25 protein-coding genes are annotated in these 23,160 nt (G+C 54.4%); 16 read left to right on the forward strand and 9 right to left on the reverse strand.

The genetic code is table 11. The features are described 5' to 3' along the window. Positions 1-77: 77 nt before the first annotated feature. Positions 78-497 (reverse strand): thioesterase family protein, encoded by a 420-nt coding sequence (locus H6F57_RS20710; protein ID WP_190626934.1) that lies wholly within the window; start codon positions 495-497, stop codon positions 78-80. A gap of 69 nt (positions 498-566) precedes the next feature. On the opposite strand from H6F57_RS20710, the gene H6F57_RS20715 reads away from it, so the two are divergent. The 4 genes from H6F57_RS20715 to lnt all read left to right on the forward strand — a co-directional run bounded on the left by H6F57_RS20715 (position 567) and on the right by lnt (position 4,647). Next, entirely contained in the window at positions 567-710 is a 144-nt protein-coding gene (locus tag H6F57_RS20715) for a hypothetical protein (RefSeq protein ID WP_190626935.1), read from the forward strand. A 21-nt stretch (positions 711-731) separates the two neighbouring features. Beyond that, positions 732-1,589, forward strand: a complete 858-nt coding sequence (locus H6F57_RS20720; protein WP_190626936.1) for a universal stress protein — start codon at positions 732-734, stop codon at positions 1,587-1,589. 279 nt (positions 1,590-1,868) lie between these two features. Next, on the forward strand, positions 1,869-2,585 hold the full coding sequence (locus H6F57_RS20725; protein WP_190626938.1) for a heme oxygenase (biliverdin-producing): 717 nt from the start codon (positions 1,869-1,871) through the stop codon (positions 2,583-2,585). 430 nt (positions 2,586-3,015) lie between these two features. Beyond that, the gene (lnt, locus tag H6F57_RS20730) at positions 3,016-4,647 is read left to right on the forward strand and encodes an apolipoprotein N-acyltransferase (protein WP_190626940.1); all 1,632 of its coding nucleotides are present in this window, start codon (positions 3,016-3,018) and stop codon (positions 4,645-4,647) included. A 26-nt stretch (positions 4,648-4,673) separates the two neighbouring features. Here lnt and H6F57_RS20735 read toward each other — a convergent pair whose 3' ends face one another. Together H6F57_RS20735 and H6F57_RS20740 are read right to left on the reverse strand one after the other, a co-directional pair. Continuing rightward, positions 4,674-5,426 (reverse strand): cupin domain-containing protein, encoded by a 753-nt coding sequence (locus H6F57_RS20735; protein ID WP_199289702.1) that lies wholly within the window; start codon positions 5,424-5,426, stop codon positions 4,674-4,676. Positions 5,427-5,494: 68 nt separating this feature from the next. After that, the gene (locus tag H6F57_RS20740; protein WP_190626942.1) at positions 5,495-7,804 is read right to left on the reverse strand and encodes an NACHT domain-containing NTPase; all 2,310 of its coding nucleotides are present in this window, start codon (positions 7,802-7,804) and stop codon (positions 5,495-5,497) included. Between the two features lie 529 nt (positions 7,805-8,333). On the opposite strand from H6F57_RS20740, the gene H6F57_RS20745 reads away from it, so the two are divergent. From H6F57_RS20745 to H6F57_RS20770, 6 genes are all read left to right on the forward strand, one after another. Then, positions 8,334-9,461, forward strand: coding sequence for a DUF2207 domain-containing protein (locus H6F57_RS20745; protein WP_199294847.1), 1,128 nt, complete (start codon positions 8,334-8,336; stop codon positions 9,459-9,461). Between the two features lie 79 nt (positions 9,462-9,540). Next, positions 9,541-9,777, forward strand: a complete 237-nt coding sequence (locus tag H6F57_RS20750; RefSeq protein WP_190626944.1) for a hypothetical protein — start codon at positions 9,541-9,543, stop codon at positions 9,775-9,777. 228 nt (positions 9,778-10,005) lie between these two features. Further along, complete coding sequence (locus H6F57_RS20755; protein ID WP_190795041.1) at positions 10,006-10,668, forward strand: hypothetical protein; 663 nt, start codon at positions 10,006-10,008, stop codon at positions 10,666-10,668. Between the two features lie 6 nt (positions 10,669-10,674). After that, positions 10,675-12,426, forward strand: coding sequence for a vWA domain-containing protein (locus H6F57_RS20760; RefSeq protein WP_190626948.1), 1,752 nt, complete (start codon positions 10,675-10,677; stop codon positions 12,424-12,426). Between the two features lie 102 nt (positions 12,427-12,528). Continuing rightward, a complete protein-coding gene (locus H6F57_RS20765; protein WP_190626950.1) occupies positions 12,529-13,935 on the forward strand; it encodes a serine/threonine-protein kinase in 1,407 nt (468 codons plus the stop codon). Positions 13,936-13,939: 4 nt separating this feature from the next. Then, positions 13,940-14,194, forward strand: coding sequence for a hypothetical protein (locus H6F57_RS20770; RefSeq protein ID WP_190626952.1), 255 nt, complete (start codon positions 13,940-13,942; stop codon positions 14,192-14,194). A gap of 170 nt (positions 14,195-14,364) precedes the next feature. Here H6F57_RS20770 and H6F57_RS20775 read toward each other — a convergent pair whose 3' ends face one another. Further along, positions 14,365-15,267: an EamA family transporter gene (locus H6F57_RS20775; RefSeq protein ID WP_190626954.1), complete on the reverse strand. Its 903-nt coding sequence runs from the start codon at positions 15,265-15,267 to the stop codon at positions 14,365-14,367. Positions 15,268-15,353: 86 nt separating this feature from the next. On the opposite strand from H6F57_RS20775, the gene H6F57_RS20780 reads away from it, so the two are divergent. From H6F57_RS20780 to H6F57_RS20790, 3 genes are all read left to right on the forward strand, one after another. After that, complete coding sequence (locus tag H6F57_RS20780) at positions 15,354-16,010, forward strand: ATP-binding cassette domain-containing protein (protein WP_190626956.1); 657 nt, start codon at positions 15,354-15,356, stop codon at positions 16,008-16,010. A 90-nt stretch (positions 16,011-16,100) separates the two neighbouring features. Continuing rightward, positions 16,101-16,904, forward strand: coding sequence for an iron export ABC transporter permease subunit FetB (fetB, locus tag H6F57_RS20785; protein ID WP_190626958.1), 804 nt, complete (start codon positions 16,101-16,103; stop codon positions 16,902-16,904). A 222-nt stretch (positions 16,905-17,126) separates the two neighbouring features. Continuing rightward, a complete protein-coding gene (locus H6F57_RS20790; protein WP_190626961.1) occupies positions 17,127-17,903 on the forward strand; it encodes an SDR family oxidoreductase in 777 nt (258 codons plus the stop codon). Between the two features lie 6 nt (positions 17,904-17,909). On the opposite strand, the gene H6F57_RS20795 is transcribed toward H6F57_RS20790, so the two are convergent. Together H6F57_RS20795 and H6F57_RS20800 are read right to left on the reverse strand one after the other, a co-directional pair. After that, positions 17,910-18,293, reverse strand: coding sequence for a DUF2834 domain-containing protein (locus H6F57_RS20795; RefSeq protein WP_190626964.1), 384 nt, complete (start codon positions 18,291-18,293; stop codon positions 17,910-17,912). 124 nt (positions 18,294-18,417) lie between these two features. Then, positions 18,418-18,648 (reverse strand): hypothetical protein, encoded by a 231-nt coding sequence (locus tag H6F57_RS20800; protein WP_190626966.1) that lies wholly within the window; start codon positions 18,646-18,648, stop codon positions 18,418-18,420. Between the two features lie 173 nt (positions 18,649-18,821). Here H6F57_RS20800 and recA point away from each other — a divergent pair, with 173 nt between their 5' ends. Then, the gene (gene recA, locus H6F57_RS20805; protein WP_190626968.1) at positions 18,822-19,904 is read left to right on the forward strand and encodes a recombinase RecA; all 1,083 of its coding nucleotides are present in this window, start codon (positions 18,822-18,824) and stop codon (positions 19,902-19,904) included. A 101-nt stretch (positions 19,905-20,005) separates the two neighbouring features. Here the strand turns inward: recA and H6F57_RS20810 are convergent, their stop codons facing one another. Genes H6F57_RS20810 through H6F57_RS20820 form a run of 3 tightly spaced genes read right to left on the reverse strand, consistent with a single transcriptional unit; the run spans position 20,006 to position 20,910 of the window. Then, positions 20,006-20,095 (reverse strand): GUN4 domain-containing protein, encoded by a 90-nt coding sequence (locus H6F57_RS20810; protein WP_190626969.1) that lies wholly within the window; start codon positions 20,093-20,095, stop codon positions 20,006-20,008. Positions 20,096-20,137: 42 nt separating this feature from the next. Next, positions 20,138-20,773 (reverse strand): hypothetical protein, encoded by a 636-nt coding sequence (locus tag H6F57_RS20815; protein WP_190626971.1) that lies wholly within the window; start codon positions 20,771-20,773, stop codon positions 20,138-20,140. Next, positions 20,770-20,910, reverse strand: coding sequence for a hypothetical protein (locus tag H6F57_RS20820; RefSeq protein ID WP_190626973.1), 141 nt, complete (start codon positions 20,908-20,910; stop codon positions 20,770-20,772). Before H6F57_RS20820 ends, H6F57_RS20815 begins: the two co-directional genes overlap by 4 nt. 440 nt (positions 20,911-21,350) lie before the next feature. Between H6F57_RS20820 and H6F57_RS20825 the strand changes: the two genes are divergently transcribed. Both H6F57_RS20825 and H6F57_RS20830 read left to right on the forward strand, forming a co-directional pair. Continuing rightward, positions 21,351-22,277, forward strand: coding sequence for an ATP-binding cassette domain-containing protein (locus H6F57_RS20825; RefSeq protein ID WP_190626981.1), 927 nt, complete (start codon positions 21,351-21,353; stop codon positions 22,275-22,277). Beyond that, on the forward strand, positions 22,274-23,047 hold the full coding sequence (locus H6F57_RS20830; RefSeq protein WP_190626975.1) for an ABC transporter permease: 774 nt from the start codon (positions 22,274-22,276) through the stop codon (positions 23,045-23,047). Before H6F57_RS20825 ends, H6F57_RS20830 begins: the two co-directional genes overlap by 4 nt. Positions 23,048-23,160: the final 113 nt, after the last annotated feature.

Raw genomic sequence — 23,160 nt, forward strand, 5'->3', positions numbered from 1 at the left:
GGGTACGCTGCGCTTTGCTCATCCTACAAAAGTTTTGAGTCAAAGGTTTGGGGCTGTGCCGCAGGGGAGTTAGGGCCTCAGAGCATAGAATCCAGGGCAGTCTGTAAGTGTTCGGGCAGGCGGCGCAGTATGCGGCGGGTTTTGAAGTCTACTGGAGCTAGCGTGACGGTGCCCTCGATGCAGGTTTCCTGGGTAGCGGCGTTTTGAATGTCGTAGTGCCAGAGAATGCGAACTCCCTTAGCCGGTTCAAGGCGGGCTTTGACTAGGGCCGTGTCGCCTAGGGTGAGCGATCGCCGATACTTTAGCCCCAAATTGACCACAGGTAAATCCACCCCAGCCTTGACCCAGTCGGCAAAGGTGAGCCCGCAGCCGCTGAGGTAGTTCACCCGAGCTTCCTCCATCCAGGCGATGTAGGTGCCGTGCCAGACAACGCCAGAATAGTCGGTGTGGTGGGGTTGCACAATGACCCGGTGCTCATACCAGTGGGACTGTTCCATTTAGGGCCGCCAAGCAGCGGGCAGACTCTACTACAAATTATGAATCGGGCCAAAATAGGCTCAAACCCGATGCCTATGATGATTGAGAACACCTTAGCTCAGTTTTATACCCCGTTGAGCCGATGGTTTGAGACGGGTGGGAGAAGGCCTCGCCTCAGTATTTCTAAAGGGGCCTTGGCTCTGGATGACATTCCCATCGTTCTCAACCCCTAAGCGCAACCACACGAGGACACCATGATCGAAAAAATTCTTTTGGCCGACTCTGGCATTGGTAACACCGAAGCCATGATGAAAGCACTGATGGAGATTCCCTTAGTGCAGCGAGCTTCGGTGACGGTGCTCCACGTAGTGCCATCCCAGGTGTCTGCCGAAGCCATGGCCGCGAAATGGGAGGCCGGCGGCCGCACCCTGGCCACCGCCATTACCAACCTCAACCTCGACCCCGGCCGAGTTAACGCTGTGCTGCGGGAGGGCGACCCCAAAGACGTGGTCATTCAAGTGGCGGAAGAAGTCGATGCCGACTTGATCATCATGGGCTCGCGCGGGTTGCAGGGGCTCAAGGCAATTCTCGAAAATTCTGTTAGTCAGTATGTGTTTCAGCTGTCGTCGCGGCCTATGTTGCTGGTTAAAGACGACCTCTACAGCATTCGCCCCCTGAAGCGGGTCATGGTCGCCATGGATAAGTCTGACTCGGCACGTGAAGGGCTAAACATCGCCATCTCTCTGCTGCGCGATGTTAAGGGTAGTGAGCTCACCCTGGTGCACACGGTTTCTAGCCTCAAGACCAAGCCCTTTGATGTGGTCAGCACTGACCCCAACCAAGACCCCATTTTGACGGCGGCGGCAGCTGAAGCGAAAAAGTACGGTATTGCCTACAAGTTATCGGCCCCCGAGGGCAAGCCGGGTCGCCGCATCTGCGAATTAGCCGAGGAGCGTAACGTAGATCTGATCATTCTGGGCTCTCCCGATCGCCGTCCCACCATTGCCAAGGGCCTGCCCGACCTAGATAAGGTGCTGGGCGAATCGTTAACCGACTTTGTGCGGGTATCTGCCCCTTGCCCGGTGTTATTAACCCGAATGGCAGCTAAGTAGCGTCCACCGTTGTGTCCCTGCCCTAGGCGGTAAGGACACAACAGTACATTTCCTGATCAATTTTGAAAAGGGCCTGAGAAGGACATGGCGTTGAGTAATTGCCTGTAAAAATTCGTAATGCAAACGATCGTCAAATAGGTCTAAGTTAAACAAACGTGCCTTTGTCATGGCGTGTTACGGCTTTGATAATTAGAAGTCGATGTGTCTGGCCAAGCATTGTCTAACCGAAACTCCGTTTAAACCTCACCTTTTAATTCACCCTAGAGCGAGATAGTCAGCATGAGCAGTAACCTATCCACCGAGCTGCGCGAAGGCACCAAGAAAGCCCACACCATGGCTGAAAACATGGGCTTTGTGCGCTGCTTTTTGCGGGGTGTGGTTGAGAAGAACTCTTACCGCAAGCTGGTGGCCAACTTCTACTACGCCTATGCGGCGATGGAAGAAGAGCTAGAGCGTCACAAAGATCATCCGGTTGTCTCTAAGATTTACTTTCCTGAGCTACACCGCAAGGCATCTCTAGAGTCTGACCTGGCCTACTACTACGGCCCTAACTGGGCGAATGAAATTTCGATGACCCCCGGTGGCAAGCGCTATGTCGATCGCATCCGCGAGGTGGGCAACAGCGCGCCTGAGCTGCTGGTGAGCCATTCCTACACTCGCTACATTGGCGATCTGTCGGGTGGGCAAATTCTCAAGGGCATTGCTCAGCGGGCGATGAACCTTTCTGAGGGCGAGGGGACTGCGTTCTACGAGTTCCCCGAAATCTCGGATGAGAAGGCGTTTAAGGCCAAGTATCGCGAGTCGATGGATGCGGCCCCGGTGGATGATGCCATGGTGGCTAGCATTGTGGAAGAGGCCAATGATGCCTTTGGCGTCAATATGCAGATGTTCCAGGAGTTGGAAGGCAATTTGATTAAGGCGATCGGTCAGATGCTGTTTAACACGCTGACCAGCCGCCGTCGTCGGGGCAGCACTGAGTTGGCTACCGCCGAGTAGAATCTCGGGTTTATTCCAGACCACTGGTTCTGGTTTTCAATTACCGTATTGAGGAAGTGACTTACCGTCGCTTCCTCAATTTTTTGGGGCGTAGGGTGCATTCGCGCAGCGATAATCGATCAGGTGATTTGCCGTTGAGCGATAACCCTGCGGAGTCGGCATCAAGTTAGCGAAAAAAGCCAGATCTGCCGCTGGGGGCGTTTCGATTGCCCCCAGACCCCGTCGACCAGGGCCGTGCCGCCGCCCTGGACCCAACGGAAAGGATTGATCTGCCATCGGTTTAAACCTCTGTATTGCCAATTGATCAGTTAGGTGATTCAAAGGGGTTTAAAGAAAGGAGAAGTTTCGTAGGGTGGGCACTGCCCACCTTCTAAAAAGGCATGTTTATAACAATCCTATGGTCGGGTTGGAGGAATAGCTGAGGTTGAGAATGAAGGTGGCAGCAACGTTTTTGCGAAATCTTAGCTCTGGCTGGAGTTGGCAACAGGCAGGTCTAGTTGCCCTCAGCGGGATTTTGATGGCTTTGGCGCTGCCGCCGTGGAGTCTTTGGCCGCTAGCGTGGGTGGGGCTGGTGCCGCTGTGGTGGGTAGTGTTGGCAACGCCGCAGGTGGGGTTGGCCGCCGCCTATGGGCTGCTGTGGGGGCTGGTGTATTACGGCATTTCGCTGGCGTGGATTACCCACCTGCACCCGCTGATGTGGATGGGGGTGCCCTGGGGAAGTAGCGTTGCGATCGCCCTTTCTTCCTGGCTCTTTATCGTTTTCTGGGGTTCCGTCTGTATCGCTGTCTGGGGCGGAGTGACTGCCTGGGCTGCCCATCGCTGGCCCAAGCGCTCATTTTGGCTGGTGCTGGCTGGTACTGCTCTGTGGTGCCTCCTTGAAGCGCTACGCAACCACAGCCCCCTTGACTGGTCGCCCCTTAGCCTCACCCAAAGCCCCAACAACCTGTGGATTTTGCACCTGGCTCGCCTATCGGGGCCAGGTGCCATCACCGCTATTCTGGTTGCCACCAACGGCCTCTTCGCCCTCGCCTTTTCCCCAGTCCCCAAGCCACTGGGCAGCCCTCCCCTATCTTCCCCATCCCCCCATCTTCCCCATCTCCCCATCCCCTCATCCACCCGCCGCACCCTCGCCCTTACAGCGATCGCGCTGATACTGCTAGGGCATACCCTCGGCGCTATCCTCTACGCCCGCACCGAGGCCGTTTCCGCTAGCCAGACCCTCACCCTGGGCCTTATTCAGGGCAATGTGCCCACTCGCGAAAAGCTGACGCCCCAGGGGGTCAACCAGGCGCTAGAGGGCTACATCAACGGCTACCGAGCCCTGGTGGCCCAGGGGGTAGATGCGGTGGTGACGCCGGAAGGGGCGCTGCCACAGTTGTGGAATCCAAATGCGCCTCAAATTGCAGCCATCATTCGCACGGTGGAGCAAGCCGGGGTGCCCCTGTGGTTGGGTACCTTTGCGCCGGTGCCGGGGGAAGGGCGATCGCAGTACACCCAGAGCCTGCTTGAACTGCGGCCCGACGGCCAAACCTACGGGCGCTACGACAAGGTCCAGCTAGTGCCTCTGGGAGAATATGTGCCCTTTGAGGCGGTGCTGGGCCGCCTCATTAGCCGCCTGTCGCCGCTGGATAGCTACCTGGTGCCAGGAACATCCGACCAGCGCTTTGAGACCAGCGTTGGCCAAGGTATTGTCGGCGTGTGTTACGAGTCGGCCTACAGCCGTCTGTTTCGCCAGCAGGTGAAAAGCGGCGGCGAGTTTGTGGTCACCGCCTCCAACAACGACCCCTACCCAGTTTGGATGATGATGCAGCACCACGGGTTTGACGTGCTGCGGGCGGTGGAGAGCGATCGCTGGGCGCTGCGCGTGACCAACACGGGCCTCTCTGGCCTGGTCGACAATCACGGTCGCACCCTCTGGCTGGGGGAGCCTCACACTTACCTCACCCACCGCGCTACCCTCGATCGCCGCCAGACCCTCACCCCTTACATTCGCTGGGGCGACTGGCTGACGCCGCTGTTGTTGGGCTTGACCCTGATGCTGGGGTGGCGAGGTAATCGTTGATGAATGGCCCTGGAGGGCGATCGTCGCTACTCAGAGCCTGGGCTCGATAACAGAAGTTCGACTGGGGTTTGAATCTTAGGCAGCTCTGCCGCACTGACGCCATCTACCAGGGTACGCCGCAGCATCGGGTTGTCGCGGTGGGTAAAGCCTCCCTCGCTGTCGGGGTGAAACACCACTATGGTCAGGGGACTGTCGGCCGTGCAGAAGCGGTGCAGTTGGCCCGCCGAAATCCAGAAAATATCGCCGACTGTGATACCAGTCGTGGTTTCTGGCGTTTCAACCATACCGGCCCCGGCAACGACCAGACCCAGGCGATCGCTCGGGTGGGTGTGCATGGTCTGCTCTACCCCAGATGGGAAGTACATGGCGTTTAAGCAGGGGTCGCCCACAATCACCGGGGGAATCAGCAAACTGCTGGTGCCGCCATCGATATAGGCCAATCGCCCAGCGGGCTCCAGGGGTCCACCGAGGCTAAACATGCCTCGGTAGGTCGGGCAAGTGATGACTAAGCCAGTAGCACCTTGCCCCTTAAGCTGGCCCGTTCCAGGCAGACAAAAATACATACCTTGGGCCAGTCCAAAGGTCTGGGCGGTTTTGCCCTGAACTTCGTCCCCTTGCCGTTCTAAGGTTGGTGATCCGGTGTAAATGAATCCGAAGTGCGTACCGGGGCCAGCTAGTGACAAAGCGCCGCCCTGCCAAGTACTCACGCTGCCTGGATAACCCTCAGGCCCCAGGTGTTTGACCACAGGTGTTTTAACGGAATAAAGGGCGAAGGTCATTACAGGTAGGTGATGAATTAGCGCGGGGTTTAACTTATCGAGTCGCTAGCTCAAGCCCCACCTCTATGCTAGGGCAAGGGCAAAAATAGAGACGCTTGAAGCGATTGGCGCAGCTGGGGCGACAGCATACAGCCATCGCTATTCAGACACTCGACGAGCAGCAGCGTTGTGGTGTAGTAGTGCTTGAGCCGAGTTTTTTCTGACGGCGTGAAATGCCAGTCCTGGCCAATATGGTGGCGACGTTTGGCCACTTCCCGGGCCTGGTCGGCTACCTCCCGCACGGTGTCATCGTCATCGGCGGCATGGCCTTTGAGCCGCTGCCAGAGAGTTTTGAGGGTTTGGCGGGCTGGGGTGTCTAAACTACCCGAATCTAGAGCAATTTGAATGGCAATTAGCATAACGGCATTGGCTGAACCAGCCGCGATGAGCTGAGCCCCGGCATTGGCCTGAGCATCGTAGGCTTGGGCCACGGCAATGGCCTCGGCCAGGCTCAGATCCTCCATCATGCGGGTGAGAAAGCTGGCGCAGACTAGCAGGTTAACGGTTTTATCTAAGGCCAGGGCCACGGCACGGTTTTCGTCGATATCAAAGTCAATATCGAAGCAGAAGGCGCGGGCAGCAGCGGGTTTGAAGAGGGTAAATTCTGGAGCGGTGGCGCGATCGCTCACTTCTTGCAAAAACTGCTGTAGCCTGGGCGAATCGGCCAGAAGTTGGTCAATGGTCTGCTTCAGCGGCAGCAGCAGCAGCGAGGCATCCCGCAGCATTTCTGTGGTGAGTAAAATCACCTCTCGCCAGCGTTTGTCTGCTCCATGGTTCGCCAACTCTCGAAGAGCCTGTTCCAGCGCAAGGCTATTTATGGCGATCTCGCGGGCCACAAAAAACTCGTGAAACGTGAGGTGCGAAAAGGAGTAAATGCCCTTCGCCCGCTCGATCAGTAGGCCATGCTGAGCCTCAATAGACCGCAAAATAACCTCGCTATCGATTTGCAGAGCTTCGGGAGCAGCATCGACCTCAGATAAGTTGCAGATGTAGTCGGCAATATGTCGTTCAGCAACACTTTCTTTAAAGAACAGATCTCTCCCCTTAAACGTAATTAGCGCCAGATAACTCAGTAAATCTTTTTTGCGCAGATGAGATAAGTTTTTGTAGACCTGATCACGCTGAATACCGCGTTTCGCATCCCACTTTTTTAGCAGGGCATCGATGCCCTCTTTATAGAGTTCGGAACGGCTGCTAGGGAAGCCACATGACTCTTCGAAGGCCAGACAAATCAATGTCAGTAGTAGGGGACTTGTCGCTAGTTGTTTAAGGCGAGGACGCTGGTTAAGCTGCCTGAGAAATTGAGCTGACTTGACTGATTTTTGGCTAAACCATTTAGACGCAAACGCTTCAATTTGATCCCAATCAAAATCGGCAACTTCAACCTCAGTAAATTTTTCAAATACATAATCCCATGACGCAATTCGGCAGGTTATAATAAACTGATTTTGCCGAAAACATTCTGAAAAAGCCCTGATTTCTTTGATAACACGCTGGTGATCTTCTCCTCTAACTTCATCCAGCCCGTCGAGCAACAGTAGCGCCTTACCAGCAGCAAAAAGCTGGTGAAAACTGTCGACTAAGTTTAAATTAACGGTTTCAATAGAAGGGTAGCAATCAGCGATATAGCCTAATAGGCTTGGTTCATCCTCTGCTTCAGCAAAATCTTTAAGTGTGATAAAGATAGGCACGTAGTCTGATTCAAACTTTCCTTCATTACACTGAATAGCCAGGTGTTTCAGAAAAGTAGTTTTGCCTGCCCCAGGCTTACCTAGGATGATTAATTTTCTATAGGTTTTAACGGCATCTAAAGCGGGCATGCGTTCTTCGGCAATAGCCCCTAGGCCAAGACGTTCAAAATCACTGGCGTCACAACTGTGCAGCAACTCTTCTACGCGCCGGTAGCGACGACCGGAAATTTGTTCCAGGATATTGACGCTGGCATAGATGTCGTTGACCGCCACGGGATGAGACATGTCGAGCACCCGCATAGTGTCGCAGCGCTCGCGAATGCTGGGGTAGACCTGTCGCCGCAGGGTTTGCACTAGGGCATCAAGACTGGGTTGGGTAACGGTAGGGGGTGGTGCTGCTGGTGGATTGGGGGCTCTCGAGATAGGGGCAGCCAAGCCTGCGATCGCTTGCCAGTCGAGGCCCAAGCGCTCGCAGATCTGCATAAAAATCGCTTGAGAAATCGCCTCTCCCTTAAAGAAATTGGTGATTGGCTGACGACTACAGCCTACCTGCTCAGCTAGGCGAGCCTGAGTTAAGCCCATGCGGGTGAGAGCCTGACCGGCCATCTCAACCCCCTGGGATGTAGCCCTGAGGGAGGGCTTTGCCATCACAAAATTCCTAACCTACAACGCCTCCATTCTACTTAACCCAGGCAAAACCCAGGCAAAACCCAGGCAAAACCCAGGCATTACCCTGACAAAAGCTTAGCCTTACAGCCCTTTTTAGGATTTAATCAAACTTTACTTTACTTTTACTCAGCATTTAAGTAGGATTTACCTCATCAGTTCCACAGACCCTATGGGCAGAACCTCCAGTAAGACCTGCTGAAACGCGATCGGCCTCGGAGGGCATTGCTCGTCTGGTTGAGTCGCGTATTAGTAGTCAACTCTTGCTTGACATTGCTCGTTCTGCGGTGCCTAACCATGCTCAATCTACCTGCCAGCACACAGGGGCGATCGCCCACCCCGTGGCGTAGGTTGTTTGAACCAGTTGTTAGACGGCTTAGGTTATGGGTTGGGAAAGACTTGCAAGGTTACTGGTTAGCATCCAGCTTCTTGTAAAAAATAGATTTCATACATAGTTGAGTTTCTTCAGGAGATAGACCACTAGAAGCAACTTTTCTCAGAGGTAGGGTTTATGGATAACCGATTAATGAAGATGAACTCTCGACAGATAGAGTTATGCAAACGAATTCACGCATTTTCGTTGAACCAGCCAGATACTCAATGCGCGAATCACTTCAGGTTTAATTCTCAAAAATTTTGCCGAATTGCAGCTATATTTACTGCAATTTTGGTGACTATTCTGATTTTAATTACTCATGTTAGTGCATCAAGTGTTCCATTCTACTGGAATTTCATTCAGGTAGAAATGGATGTTCAACCTAATGGTGATATGTGGGTAACAGAAACACAGCATTATGTCTTCACAGCCAATTATGCGAACGAACGCTATCGCTACATTCCTTTGGGCAAGGTGGACAACATTACGGATGTCACGGTGACAGAAAATGGACAGCGAGTTGATGCAACGACAGGAACCCAAAATAATCAACGGTGGATTCGCTGGCAGCATTCTCTGAACCCGCCTGAATCCCATGTGTTTGTGCTTAAGTATCGGGTTGTCGGCGGGCTACACATTAACGGTGACGAAACTCAGGTTTATTGGAAAGCCATTTTTGCCGATCGCGAAGCCCCTGTCCTATCTAGCGCTGTTACTGTTCACTTACCCGATGTTCTGTCAGGTCAAGTCCTCGGCTACAGTGCCTATGGAGTTCCTGCTACTAGCCGAACGATTGATGCAACAACTTTTGAATTCGTTGCAAATCAGGCATTGCAACCTGGAGATGAATTTGAAGTACAGGTTGTCTTTCCTTCATCAATTTTGCATCTGTCTCAACCGCAATGGCAGCAGGTCGGGTTTGATGAATTTGACGAATTTCAATTTTATTTAGATGCCTTCCCCGTCTTAATAGGCTTACTAAGTCCCTTCTTCCTTGTGAAGATGATTATCGCTCGTCGTTGTCCACGTTGTAGAAAGTTTACGCTCGAAACTCAATCTAAAGTCTTGTTTTATCCAACATCTCAATTCAATGGCACTAGGCGAGTCATTCAACACTGCAACAATCGTGAATGTTCTTACCATCGCGAGTTTGAAGAAACTATTTTCTATAGTGATGGTGGCGACGGTGGTGGCGACGGTGGTGGCGGCGGTGGCGGTGGTGGCGGTGGCGGTGGTGGCGGTGGCGGTGGTGGCGGTGGTTGATTGAAAGCCCCCAATAGCCGTTACCTGTGAGCCACTGGCCTCTGGCCAGATTGGCTGCACCCCCACCTATCGAGCCCTGTTGCTGTTGTGGGACTGGGCGATTCCGGCAGTTGACGCTGTCCAGGTTGTACCTCGCATCTACACCACAGACGACGGCGGCCAAACGGCTTGTTACCTGGCGATTTTACAAGCCCAAGATGAGGAATATCTGATCAAAGCCTATGCCCGCAACACTGACCCAGAGCTAGAAATTCTGCAACATCGCATTTATCAATTCAACCAAAACCGTGATGGTAGTCTAGCGGTCTTCTGTTGATTACAATCCCTGGCAGCCCGTCATCAGTGTCCTGGCGAACTTAGGGATACTTTTGCTGCCGATAATTCAATTCTTAGCAGTTGTTGGGCATTAATACTCTACTTTTCTGATTGGTTTGGCGATCGCTCAAGAGCCGCCAACTCTCGACGCTCAGCAGCTAATGCTTATCGTACCTGCCTCAACGCTCTAGCTTCAGGCCGATCGTTTGCAGGCCTCAAAATTCGTTATTTGGGACTTCCCGCTATGGCTATCTATTCCCGACAGTATAGGTATCATCTCCCCCATACACTGATTTTATTGGTAGCTATAGCTCTAGGCAGTTTTGGGATAGTGCTGTGGCTGGGATTGCGTTGGATTGTGGTCGCGATTATTAGCACGGCAGCGATCGCAGCTTGGCAGCGAAAACTCGACCGGCACAGGCAAATACTTTCGACAACTAATGCGACTGATCTCTTGCAAAAAGACGTTTTTCTAAGCCACCTAAATCATGTAGAGCACCAATATTCAGATATTCCTCACTCGTTCTGGGCATTGGCTCGGCAACGAGCAGAAGCTATCCAAGCCGTTGCGGACAAAATTGCAAAAAAAGAGTCAGCCTTTATCCCTGATTTGCTAGAGATCCTGCACACCGTATTGGATTTAGTCGAACAGTTGGCCCAGGCTCTGAGGGCCATTCGGGAGGTAAAAACCTACCACTATCAACAGCTCGCTCAGCAGCAGTTATATAGCAGCCAAAAACGACTTGAGCAAACCCACACCCAACTGCAAGAACTGCGCGACCAGATGATTTTAGATACCTTGCAGCAGCCATCGTTGACGTCGTCGGCTGGAATTACAACCTGGCTACAAACCCTGATCGCAGAGAACGAAAACGGCCTTTTAGGAGAGTAGAGCACGATGAAACGACTACGCTTTAAACTTTGGTTAGGGGTGGGGCTATGCCTGAGTGGGCTATGGGCCTGTAGCTCTCTGCCGCCAATCCCTGGTAGGTCAATCCAGTCCTTTGAATCTGCCGATCGCTACCTGCACCAAAGACTTTTGCCTAAGGTTCAGGTCGAGTCTCAGCTCGTCTCAGATACATCTGCCTACAGTGCGGTCATTCCGCCCTTGGCCGACGCAGTGCCCGACCCCAACACCTATCCGCTGCACGGGGCGCAGCCCACCAGCAATGCCGAGGTAGTCTACATCGAGATCTACAGCTCTGCCGAAAAGGCCAACGGCAATCGCGCCGATGAGCGCTGGCTCGTAGATGTGGCTGAGGCGTTTAATCAGCGGCGGCAGACGCTTCCCTCCGGGCAGGTGATTCAGGTGGGGGTGCGCAACATTCCATCAGGGTTGGGGGCACAAATAATAGCCGCGAAGAAAGGTAAGCCCGCAGGCTATACCCCAGCCCACGAGCTGTGGCTAGAATTGCTCAAGGCCGACGGGGTAGCGGTGACCCCAATCGCACCAGCGTTAGTCGCAAATCAGGCGATTTTTGCCCTCCAGCCCCAGGTGTACGAAACCCTGTTTGAGAGGGGAGAGGTAACCTTCGATCGCGTGGTTGCGGCTATCTTGGCAGGAGAGTTTGAGGTGGGCTTTTGCAACCCTTACATTGCCTCTCCGGCGCTTAATTTTCTGCATACGCTGCTCTGGCGAGCGGCGGGACATGACCAAACCGGTGCCCCGTTGCAGGTAGAGGATTTAGATAATCCAGCGGTGAACTCAGTGTTTGCTGCCTTTCAACAGCAGATTGCCCTGACAACCCCCACCTACCTCGATTTAAAGCAAATTTGGCGGCAAGACCCCGATGCCTTTCAGGCCATTATTATGTCGCGCCAGAGCTTTGTGAACTTAAAAAAGGAGCCGGAGTTTGCTCACCTGGTGGAGATTCCTTTTGGAGTACCTGAAACCTCGCCGCTAGTCGCATTTGATTGGACAAGCCCAGCCGAACGTGAAGCCTTAAAAGCTTTTGCCGCCTTTGCCACCGCTGCCCCTATGCAGGAACAAGCGATTCAGCAGGGTCACGTGCAGACCGACTATCTCAAGCAGGGCAACTTTCCACCGCTGCCCTCTGGGGAGGTGCTGAAGGCGGCGCAAGCCTTTTGGAAGCAGCGCAAAGACGGAGGTCGCACTGTTTACATGGAGCTGGTGGTGGATACCAGCGGCTCGATGGATCAAAATAACCGACTCAAGGCTGTGCAGGAGGCACTGCGGTTCGCCAGCCAGCAGATTAACCCCGGCAACCAAATTGGGTTGGTAACCTTCAGTGATCGCGCCATTCGTCGCATTCATCTGGCTCCCTTTAATGAGCTAGAGCAAAAGCGGCTGTTTACCGCTATTAACCAGCTTCAGCCCGATGGCGCTACGGCCCTATACGACGGACTGGCGGTGGCCCTAGCCGAGTTGATGGAAATGCAAAAAACAGATCCCGACGGCCAGTTTTGTCTGCTGTTGTTGACAGACGGCGATCGCACCGACGGCCTCAAATTCAACCAAATTAAGGAGGTGATCCGGCAGAGCGGTGTGCGCGTGTATCCCATCGCCTACGGCGAGGTCAACCATCGGGAACTAGCGGCGATCGCGGCCATCCGAGAAAGCGCCGTCTACGAAGGCACCCCTGAAAAAGTTCAAGTTTTACTCAGAGATCTGTTTCAAACCAACCTGTGATCGCGTCGTTATGGGCTAAGAGGGCAAACCCTGGTGCGAAATACGGCAATGCTTTCTGACAATCCTTGGTTAATGTTCCGACAAACAACTCCTGGTAAGACCATGGAATCACTTATTGGCCACACCCTACATAACCGTTATCACGTTCAGAGATTACTGAGCCGACAAATTGGGCGCAGAACCTTTTTGGCAACTGATTTAGAAACTCAATCGCCCGTTGTTGTCAAGGTACTGCTGTTTGGCCCCGACTTTACCTGGGACGATCTCAAACTTTTTGAGCGCGAAGCCGAAACTCTGAAAGCTCTTGATCATCCGGCTATTCCTAAATATCTTGACAGCTTTGATGTCAGTACTGACCTAGGTCAGGGGTTTGCCCTGGTGCAGAGCTATATCGATGCGGTGTCTCTTGAGGTAGCGGCACAGGCAGGGAGACGGTTTTCTGAGGCAGAAATAGTAGATATTGCCAAGCAATTGCTCACGATTTTGGTCTATCTCCACGAACATGCTCCGGCAGTCATTCACCGCGATATTAAACCCAGCAATGTCTTGCTTTCAGATCGATTTGGGCATCGCGCGGGCAATCTCTATTTAATAGACTTTGGCTCGGTACAAACCGTTACCGACAAGAAGAATGGCACCATTACGATTGTTGGTAGCTATGGCTATATCCCTCTGGAGCAGTTCACCGGACAAACCATCCCAGCTTCAGACTTATACAGTCTCGGGATGACCCTAGTTTACTTAATTGCGGGTAAGCATCCAGCCGATCTAGGCCAGGTCAATGGCAGAATTCAATTTGACAGCACTGCTATTAGCAAGCGGTTTGCTCGATGGCTCGAAAAAATGACCCACCTACAGCTAGACAAACGGTTTGAATCAGCTCGGGCAGCGCTGACAGCGCTCGAATCTGAGGATGGTAGCTATTGTAGCTATCCCAATTTAAAGCCCGAGAAGAGCCAGATTGAGATTTTTCGTGATCGCGATCGCATCGCAATCAAGATTTTACAACCATTGCCTTCAATCCCCTCTTCTGCAAGTTTGAGTTTTATTGCTGCTAGCTTCTTCGCTTTAATGACGATTAGCGCGAGCGGGGTGCTGATCATGACGGCGATTATTTTCTTAGTCATATATGCCGTTCAAAAAACACCTTTTTATTCAGTTATAACCATTGAACGCAACGGGAAAATTAAAAAATTTCTGAAAATCAACCAGATTCAATGGGATGTTCAATCGTTGGTAGGAGGGAACGTCAACCTTTTGACCTATAGCCCCGGATATACGTTTGATCGCTACATCAATGAGCGTGGGCGCACCATTAGGGGCGGCGAGGTAACTATTTCTCCTAAACTGACTATTTTTGTAGGCAGAATTGAATGCGTGGTAGGACATTCACTCCTCTCCCATGCTGAACTGTGGTGGCTAGGGCAAGAACTCAGCGACTTTCTAGATCTAGAACTGCAAGTTGTCTACTCTACCCCCAAGCTTCCTGAGAACAGGGAACATTATTAACCTTTTGACCTACAGCCCCGGATATACGTTTGATCGCTACATCAATGAGCATGGGCGCACCATTAGGGGCGGCGAGGTAACTATTTCTCCTAAACTGACTATTTTTGTAGGCAGAGTTGAATGCGTGGTAGGGCATCCACTCCTCTCCCATGCTGAACTGTGGTGGCTAGGGCAAGAACTCAGCGACTTTCTAGATCTAGAACTGCAAGTTGTCTACTCTACCCCCAAGCTTCCTGAGCAAGACGGCGGTGGCGGCTAACGTTTAAGGACTCATTCTCATGACCCCAGAGCAGAAAACTCTATCCGCAAACATTTGTCAGTTTGAATTGAATGACTCGGCAGCAGATTTCCCGTTTTCTGCTCGATTGGCGTAGGAATATCAGCGGACGGCCATCTATACCTATCGGGCAATTCAAGAGTATAAAAGGTTCACTGAGTGGGAGTTTCCCCGGCCCGAGGCCTCAAGAAATCGAGCGTGGCTAACACGGCCCCACCAACGATCAGCGCACAGGCCAACCCCACCGCCGCTGTGGCTTCTGCCCGGCCAGAGACAATCAGCAGCAGCGTCGAGAGTAAGGGAGCCGCGTAGGATAACGCCCCGAGCACGCGAATATTGCCGCGTTTTACCCCATAATCCCAGGTAAAAAAGGCTAGCCCCACCGGCCCCAGCCCCAGGGCGAGAATAGCGGCCCATTCCCACCCTATAGGCACTACCGTTGGTTCAAATAGGGCGTGACAGATCCATGCCAACAAGGCTGTGGCCCCACAAAAGCCCCCCACGGCATTGGTCGGAATCGCTCCAAAATATCTGGAGAGAATTGAGTAGCCCGACCAAGTGAGGGCGCAGACCAGGGCCGCTAGATATCCGGTGGTGTATTGGGCATCAAAGCTGAAGCTCTGACCCTTGGTGACCAGCAGACCCGCGCCGAGAAAGCCTGCGATCGCCCCCGCCCCATGAAACCATCGCAGCCGCTCACCGGGCAGCAGCGCCGAAAAAAACACAATCAGCAGCGGCCACAGGTAGGCGATTAAACTCGCCTCCACCGCCGGGGCGTGGCGCAGCGCCATGAAATAGAAAAAGTGGTAGCCAAACAGCCCAACGATACCCAATGCCCAAACCCGCCAGGGCAGCCGCAGGTGGCGCAGCACATTGCCCCCCGCCCGTACCCAGGCTACCAGGCCAATGAAGAATGCGATTGTGAATGCCATCGCCGTCAGCTGAAAGGGCGGCACCGTGCCGCTCAGATCAGTCAGCAGGGCTAGGGTGGCCCACATGAGCACCGCTGAAAATCCGATGATGGTCGGCTGTCGTTGATCATGGGCTGGTTCCACGGCGATCTCTCTAGCACATCCCTTAGCTGTGTATTGTAGAAAAGTCGTGGCCGTAAACGATTTCGGGGCAGAATTTACAGGTAACGATGGCGCAGAACCAACCCCTGTTGTCGGTTGAAAATTTAGCTCGCCAACTGTCAGAGCGGTGGCTGTGGCGAGGGGTGAGTTTCAAGTTAATGGCTGGCGACTGTGTGGGTTTGGTGGCCCCTTCCGGCGCGGGCAAAACCTTGCTGATGCGCAACCTGGCGCTGCTCGATCCAATTCAGCAGGGAGAAGTCAGGTTTGAGGACAAAACCCCGTCTGAGTGGGGGCTACCCGCCTACCGTAGCCGAGTGATGGTTGTACCCCAGCGGGCGATCGCCCTCGACGGCACCGTACAGGACAACCTCGAACAGGTGTTTGACCTCGGCATTTACAGCGATCGCCGCTTTGACCCGACCATCATTCAAACTTGGCTGCAAAAGCTCGGGCGAAACCCAGAATTCCTCAATCTACAGGGCTCTCGGCTCTCGGGCGGCGAAGCGCAGATCCTAGCCCTGTTGCGAGCCTTGCAGCTCGATCCCCAGGTGCTCTTGCTCGATGAGCCAACTGCCTCCCTCGACGGGGCGACCATGGCCCAGGTAGAAGCCTTGCTGCACGACTGGCTCCAGCATTCCAACCGCGCCTGTCTGCTCACCAGCCACGACACCGAGCAAATTCGCCGAGTCACCCATCGCCAGCTCAACCTAGGGGAATTTGTGTAAGCGGCTGTAGGGTGCAAGGTGTAAGGTGCAGGGGGCAGCCCTGAACCCTATACCTTGCACCCCCTAAACCCTATACCCGCTCCCCGGCCTATGGAAACCGATTACATTGCCATTAGTTACGGGCAGTTGGCCCTGGCAGCGCTGCTGATTGTGGTGAATGTAGGTCTATCGGCGGTGTTGCGGCTCGGGCTGGGTCAGTCGCTGCTGATCGCTGCCCTACGCATGGTGGTGCAGCTGTTGCTGATTGGCTTTGTGCTGGAGTGGCTGTTTACCCAAGACAATGCCCTAATCATTCTGGCGATCGCGCTAGTGATGACGGCGATCGCGGGCGTCTCGGCCGTCAACCGCACCCAGCGCCGCTTTGTGGGCATCTACTGGCACAGTCTGCTGTCGGTGCTGGCGGCTTCGGCGCTGGTGACGGGCTTTGCCATGGTCGGCATCATTCGGGTACAGCCCTGGTACGACCCGCAGTACCTGATTCCGATGCTGGGCATGGTGCTGGGCAACACCCTCAACGGCATCTCCCTGGGGCTAGACCGCTTTATGGAAGGGCTCACCACCCAGCGCGACCAGGTCGAAACCTTACTGGCCCTGGGGGCCACCCGTTGGGAAGCCGCCCATCCTCAGGTGCGCAACGCTATTCGCGTCGGCATGATCCCTACCATCAACTCGATGATGGTGATGGGCTTGGTCAGCCTGCCGGGCATGATGACCGGCCAAATTTTGGCTGGGGCTAACCCCATTGACGCGGTGCGCTATCAGATTGTGATTATGTTTATGATCGCCGCTGGAGCCGCCCTGGGGATTTTTGGCGTGGTGCTGCTGGCTTATCGCCGCCTGCTCAGCCCCGACCACCAGCTCCGGCTCGACTATCTAGAAAAAACTTGGCAGTAGCTAGCAGAGGCGATCGCCCGTCAACGACCCGTCCACCAGCGAATTCACCGTCAAGTTTCAGGCTGAAGTAACCACGGGGATCTGGTTAGGTTAAATGGGATCATAGTGAACGTATCTATATAGTCAAGCGCAGCTTCTTGGGGGCAACGGCAAGACAGCGTGCAATCTCGGGTTTACAACACCGTTAGAACCTCCATTACCCATTTGTAGAAGAACCGTTCTATGACTACTCCCCTCCATGTTTTAGTCACTGGTGCCACGGGGCGCACCGGAGCGATCGCTGTCCAAAAACTTCAGCAGCGGCCAGAGCAGTTTGTGGCCAAAGGCTTTGCCCGCTCTGAGGCGAAGGTGCAAGAACTGTTTGGCACAACAGACGGGTTTTACTTGGGGGATGTGAGCGATCGCGATCGTCTCCAAACCGCTCTAGCAGGCTGCGATGCCCTAGTTATTCTCACCAGCGCCGTACCCCAAATGAAAGCTCCACCAGAACCGGGGCAGCGGCCAGAGTTTACCTATCCCGAAGGGGGAACCCCTGAGCAGGTAGACTACCACGGTCAGATCAACCAAATTGAAGCCGCAAAAGCCGCCGGAGTCAAACACATCGTCCTCGTCGGTTCCATGGGTGGCACCAATGAGCAACACCCCCTCAACCGCATGGCCAACGGCAACATTCTGATCTGGAAGCGCAAGGCAGAAGCCTACCTAATCGACTCCGGCCTCGACTACACCATCATTCGGGCAGGGGGGTTGCAAGATCAGCCGGGGGGCCAGCGCGAGCTGATCGTCGGCAAAGATGACCAGTTGCTGGCCAATCCTCCTGACGGCATTCCTACCTCTATTCCCCGTGCTGATGTGGCAGAGGTGGTGGTGCAAGCGTTGCTAGCGCCCGCCGCCCGCAATAAAGCCTTTGATGTGATCTCTAAACCAGAGGGCACGCCTGGGGCCGTAGTCACCACAGATTTTGACGCTCTCTTTGCCCAGACCACACCAGGTTTCTAGCAGGCCTCAAGTCGTGGGGTCAGAAACCGCTGTTGCAGCCAGCTTTCGCTCACGCACAAACATAAATAGCGCAAAGCCAAAGGCAAAGGAGATAGCAAACATCAGAGCAATATAAATGCCCCAGAGCCTGAGTTTCAGCCGCCGCCCCTCCGACACAATGAATGTGATCACCAGCAGCAGCGCAATGGTGAGATCGACGGCGACAAAGCTAGAGGCTGGGTTAGCCCAGACTTGCTCAATAAAGGCAGATAGGTCAAAGTTCAGTAGGTTGGTGGCGGTGAACTCACCCTTGGTGGCAATGGTGAACTGTACCAGGTAATAGTTTGTCCAGACGAAGCCGATCAGGGTCAGCACGGCATAGATAGCTTGACGAATGAGGGTTCCAGGCATGGGTAAAACTCGGTAAACTTGGCCTGTTTATTGTCTCAAGTGATGGCTCTAACAGGGCTCTGCGAGTTACGTCAACTGCTTAAGTCAGGCGGTGGGTCTCAGACGTGCTCTATACCTGCGATCGCTACTCTGAAAGGCGGCAGCGGCTAAAATCGATTTGGGGCCCGGTGGAATACTGCACTAGACTGCGCCCGGCAGCCAGGGCCGCACTGCTGGTGGCATAGGTTTCGCCATCGTTGAGGATCGACAACTCAGGCGTTATCACCCAGCAGCAAAAGCCCGTCGAATGTCGATGAGTCACAGCCACAAGCCAATCTGCCAGGGCAATTAGAGTGTTGAGTTGTTCAGGTGCCATAACTAACCTCCTCCATCGGTTTGGGAGGCTTAACTACAGGAAAACCGAGTTCAGAAATGCTGGACGAACTAGATAGCTACCTATTGCGATCTAGGTCAATTGTACTATAATGGTTGTCGTGAAGACAACTGTTCTGGGGTTCAGGCGTCTTGTCCTAAAGCATTGAGGCGACTATGGCGGCAAAGAAAGGCGGAAGCAAAGAGCAAAGCGAAAAGGAAAAAGCCCTCACCATGGTGCTGGGCCAGATTGAGCGCAACTTTGGCAAAGGCTCCATCATGCGCCTAGGCGATGCTGCCCGCATGAAAGTTGAAACGATTCCCACTGGCGCACTAACCCTCGACCTAGCCCTGGGTGGCGGCCTGCCCAAGGGACGCGTCATTGAGATTTATGGCCCTGAGAGCTCGGGTAAAACCACCGTGGCTCTGCACGTGCTGGCCGAAGTGCAGAAAACGGGTGGCGTAGCGGCCTTTGTGGATGCTGAGCACGCCCTCGACCCGATCTACGCCGCCGCCCTAGGGGTCAACGTCGAAGAGCTGCTGGTATCTCAGCCCGACACGGGTGAGATGGGGCTTGAGGTGGTGGATCAGCTGGTGCGATCGTCGGCTATTGATGTTGTTGTGGTTGACTCCGTAGCCGCCCTCGTACCCCGAGCTGAGATTGAAGGCGAAATGGGCGATGCCCACGTAGGTCTTCAGGCGCGACTCATGAGCCAAGCCCTGCGGAAGATCACCGGCAGCATCGGCAAGTCGCAATGCACAGTCATCTTCTTGAACCAGCTGCGCCAGAAGATCGGCATCTCCTACGGCAACCCCGAAGTTACCACCGGGGGCAACGCGCTGAAGTTCTATGCCTCAGTACGCCTCGACATTCGCCGCATTCAAACCCTAAAGAAGGGCACTGAAGAGTACGGTATTCGCGCCAAGGTCAAAGTGGCTAAAAACAAGGTGGCCCCACCCTTCCGCATTGGTGAGTTTGACATTCTCTTTGGCCAGGGCATTTCGACCATGGGCTGCTTGGTTGACCTAGCGGAGCAACACGGCGTGATCGTCCGGAAAGGGGCCTGGTACAGCTATGAGGGCAACAACGTTGGCCAGGGGCGCGAGAACACGATTCAGCGCCTGCAAGAGGATGCTGAGTTCGCCGCCAAGGTTGAAGCCCAGGTGAGAGAAAAGCTCGAAATTGGTGGCTCGGTGGCTGATATAGCCGACGTGGAGATCGAGGTCGAAGACGAAACCTACCTAGATGAAGACGAGTAAACTCGGCATCATCCCAGGCAGTACTCCAAAAAGCCCAGCTTCTCAATGGTGAGGATCTGGGCTTTTACCTTACACTCGGCTTGGGCTAGAGCCTCCATTAGCTAGCCCATAAGGGTGGTGTCGTGCTGCACGCTGAAACCAAACCGTTCACCGCTGGCATCCACCCACAGCCGATTGAGGGTTTGCAGCACCTCGGGTAGAATATTGGTGGCCAGCAGAGTGCCCCAAACCTTTTATACCTGCTCCTTTAGGGGGGAATAAGGCCCCACTAACCAAAGTCCTGTGATCAAGCCATAGGCGGCCAAGCCTAAGCCATGGACCAAACCCATCAACGTCTGCGGCAGGCTCTGACATAGGGCTGCGCACAACGTTGCACTAACACCGCCGCTCACCGCGATACCGAGCAGGCTGACCCCCAGCCAGCCCCATATCTGGCGATTTTCCTGGGCTAAAACACTGCGCCCGGTGCGGTGGCTCAAGATCAGCATTTGGGCGATCGCCATACCCCAAATCATCAGTGGCCCAGTTACTACAAGCAGCCAAAACACCTCCCACAGGCCAAAAGTGCGCCATAGGGCATTGGCCACCGGGTTATAAATACTCTGCATCAGCGATTGCAGCAAGGTGCTAACGATCCAGCCCAGGGTACTCGCCAGGGGCCACCAGCGAAAGCCACCCATGGGCCTTAGTACAAACCACTGCACCGTCCCCACAATGGCTCCAGTCAGAATTAAGGTGGCTATAAATTGCGGGCCGTTGTTTTCTAAAAAGCCGACAAAAAAGCCGCCCACCAGGTTGGCCAGCACCCAGGCCGGCAGAAATATAGCCGCCCGAGACCTGGAGGCGATCGCTCGATTAGACGCGTTCATAACTGCAACCCCTCAATAATGGTGTCTAGATGAGGCTCAAACGCCCCTACCGCCGCCTCGTCCGAAAAAGACCCGCTGGGGTAGCCGCTAATGACCCCAGTGACAAACACGTGCACCAGGTTGCCGTCGGTAGCCACATAGCCTATCCCCCGGTCAAACAATGCCCCGTTGGGGTGGGTGATGGTGTAGCCGAGGTATGACAGAATTTTGTGTTGTCCGTCTCTATGATCATCTGGTGCTTGACGTAGTCGGGGATGGTTACCAGAACTGAAACGCGAGACCCCAAAATCGGCCCTTTAGGGGCGAGAGGCGATCGCATTGGCTCAACGAGAAGCGCGATCCGACGGCAGAAATTGTCTCTTGCCAGGCAACGAAATTTGATCAGCCCATAGGGTGGGCACTGCAAGCGATTCATCCCAAGCTTGTGCTGAGTCAATCGCGCTCAGACCACGCCGACCAATCGGCAAAAAACTTTAAGATAAGTAAAGACTCTACCTATCGCTGAGAGCTTAATCCTGTCGTGCAACTTGCTCATCGTCCAACCGATGGTTGGGCTGAAAATTCCTCATCGGGCTCCATCGTGCTAGATACCCGCGATCTCTCCAAGGTCTATGGGCGGGGCAAACAGCGGTTTGAAGCGGTGAGGCATGTCTCCTTAGCCCTGCACCAGGGAGAGGTGCTGGCCTTTTTAGGACCCAACGGGGCCGGCAAGACCACCACCATCAAGATGATTGCGGGCCTGGTGCGTCCTACCCAGGGGCTGGTTACCGTGGTCGGAGAAGACCCCCACCGCCAGCCTCGGGCACTGCGCCACATTGGTGCAGTGCTGGAGGGCAACCGCAATTTATACTGGCGCTTAACCCCGGAGGAAAATCTGGAATATTTCGGCGTCCTGCGGCAGGTGCCTCGCAAGGTGGCCCATCGCCGGGGACTGGAACTGCTGGCCCGGTTTGGGCTGGAGGAAAAGCGCCAGACCCCGGTGCAAAAGCTCTCTCGCGGGATGCAGCAAAAGGTGGCGATCGCCGTCGCCCTGATCCACAATCCTAAGCTGCTGCTGTTGGATGAACCCACCCTGGGGCTGGATGTGGAGGCCAGCGAAATGGTCAAAGCCCTGGTGCGCCAGATTGCCCAGGAAGGCCGAGCCGTTCTGTTAACCACCCACCAACTCGATGTGGCCGAAGAACTTTCTGACCGGGTGGCCATCATTCGCCGGGGACGCATCATTGCCGAGCAGTCTACTGAAGCATTACTAAAAGAATTTTCTAGTTCCACCTATCACCTGGAGGTGGAAGGCGATCTTTCCCCTCAGCAGATCCACACGGTGACTCAGTTGGGGGCGACGGTTCAGGGGGCGCAGATTACCTACGCTGGCACCCCGGAAAATCTCTATGCGCTGCTGGGGGCGCTGAGTCCTGTGCCGCTAATTTCGGTGCAGCGCGATCGCGCCGATCTCACCCAGGTATTTCTCAAACTGGTTAAAGACCAACCGGATACTTCTCTATGATCGATCTGCTTTACGCCGAACTCAAGCGCACCTGGATTCAGTTCATCCGCTACCCCACGGAGGTGATCTCTGGGATCGTCATCATCCTGGCCGTCTTCTATGGTCTGTTTACCAGTGCCCAGTACATTGCCGGACCAGGGTTTGCCTTTGGCGATCGCCTCGATGCCGTGGTCCTCGGCTACGCCATGTGGACCCTGATTATTTCTGTCAATAACGACATTGCCATTAATCTACAGATCGAAGCCGAAACCGGCACTCTGGAGCAGGTCTTTCTCTCCCCCTATGGGGCACCGCGAGTATTTTTGGCTAGAGCCTTTGCCAGTCTGGCCCTGCGGTTGCTCATTTTGGTTGTCGTGTTGCTGCTCCTGATGGGGCTCTCCGGCAGTCGCCTGGCATTTCCCCCCATGCTGTTGCTGCCGCTGGCTTCGTTGCTGATGGCCGGTTACGGTCTGGCTTTTTTGCTGGGGGCGGTGGCGCTGGTGTTCAAGCGGGTGCAGCAAATTTTGGGGATTTTTCAGTTCTTGCTGCTGTTTCTGCTGGCGGCCCCCCTGGAGGAAGCTACCGGACTGATGCAGTATTTGCGGTTTGTGCTGCCCATGCTGCCCAGTACCGGCCTGCTGCGCGACCTCATGGCCCGAGGCATGGGGCTAGACTGGTTTACCTACGGTCTAGCCTTGCTAAACGGGATGGTCTATTTTGCCCTTGGGATATTCGTTTTCCGCTGGGCCGAAGCCACTGCTAAGCAACGGGGTTCCCTGAGCGGGTATTAGCCCTCTTTAGTCACTATTGACGAAGTAAACTAAAGCTAAAAAGTATGGAAGAGGGCTGTATCTATGGTGACACCTCGACTTGCTGTCCGTACCGTGGGCTTCGTTGATGAGTA

Source organism: Leptolyngbya sp. FACHB-60 (genome assembly GCF_014695775.1).
GTDB lineage: Bacteria > Cyanobacteriota > Cyanobacteriia > Phormidesmidales > Phormidesmidaceae > Nodosilinea.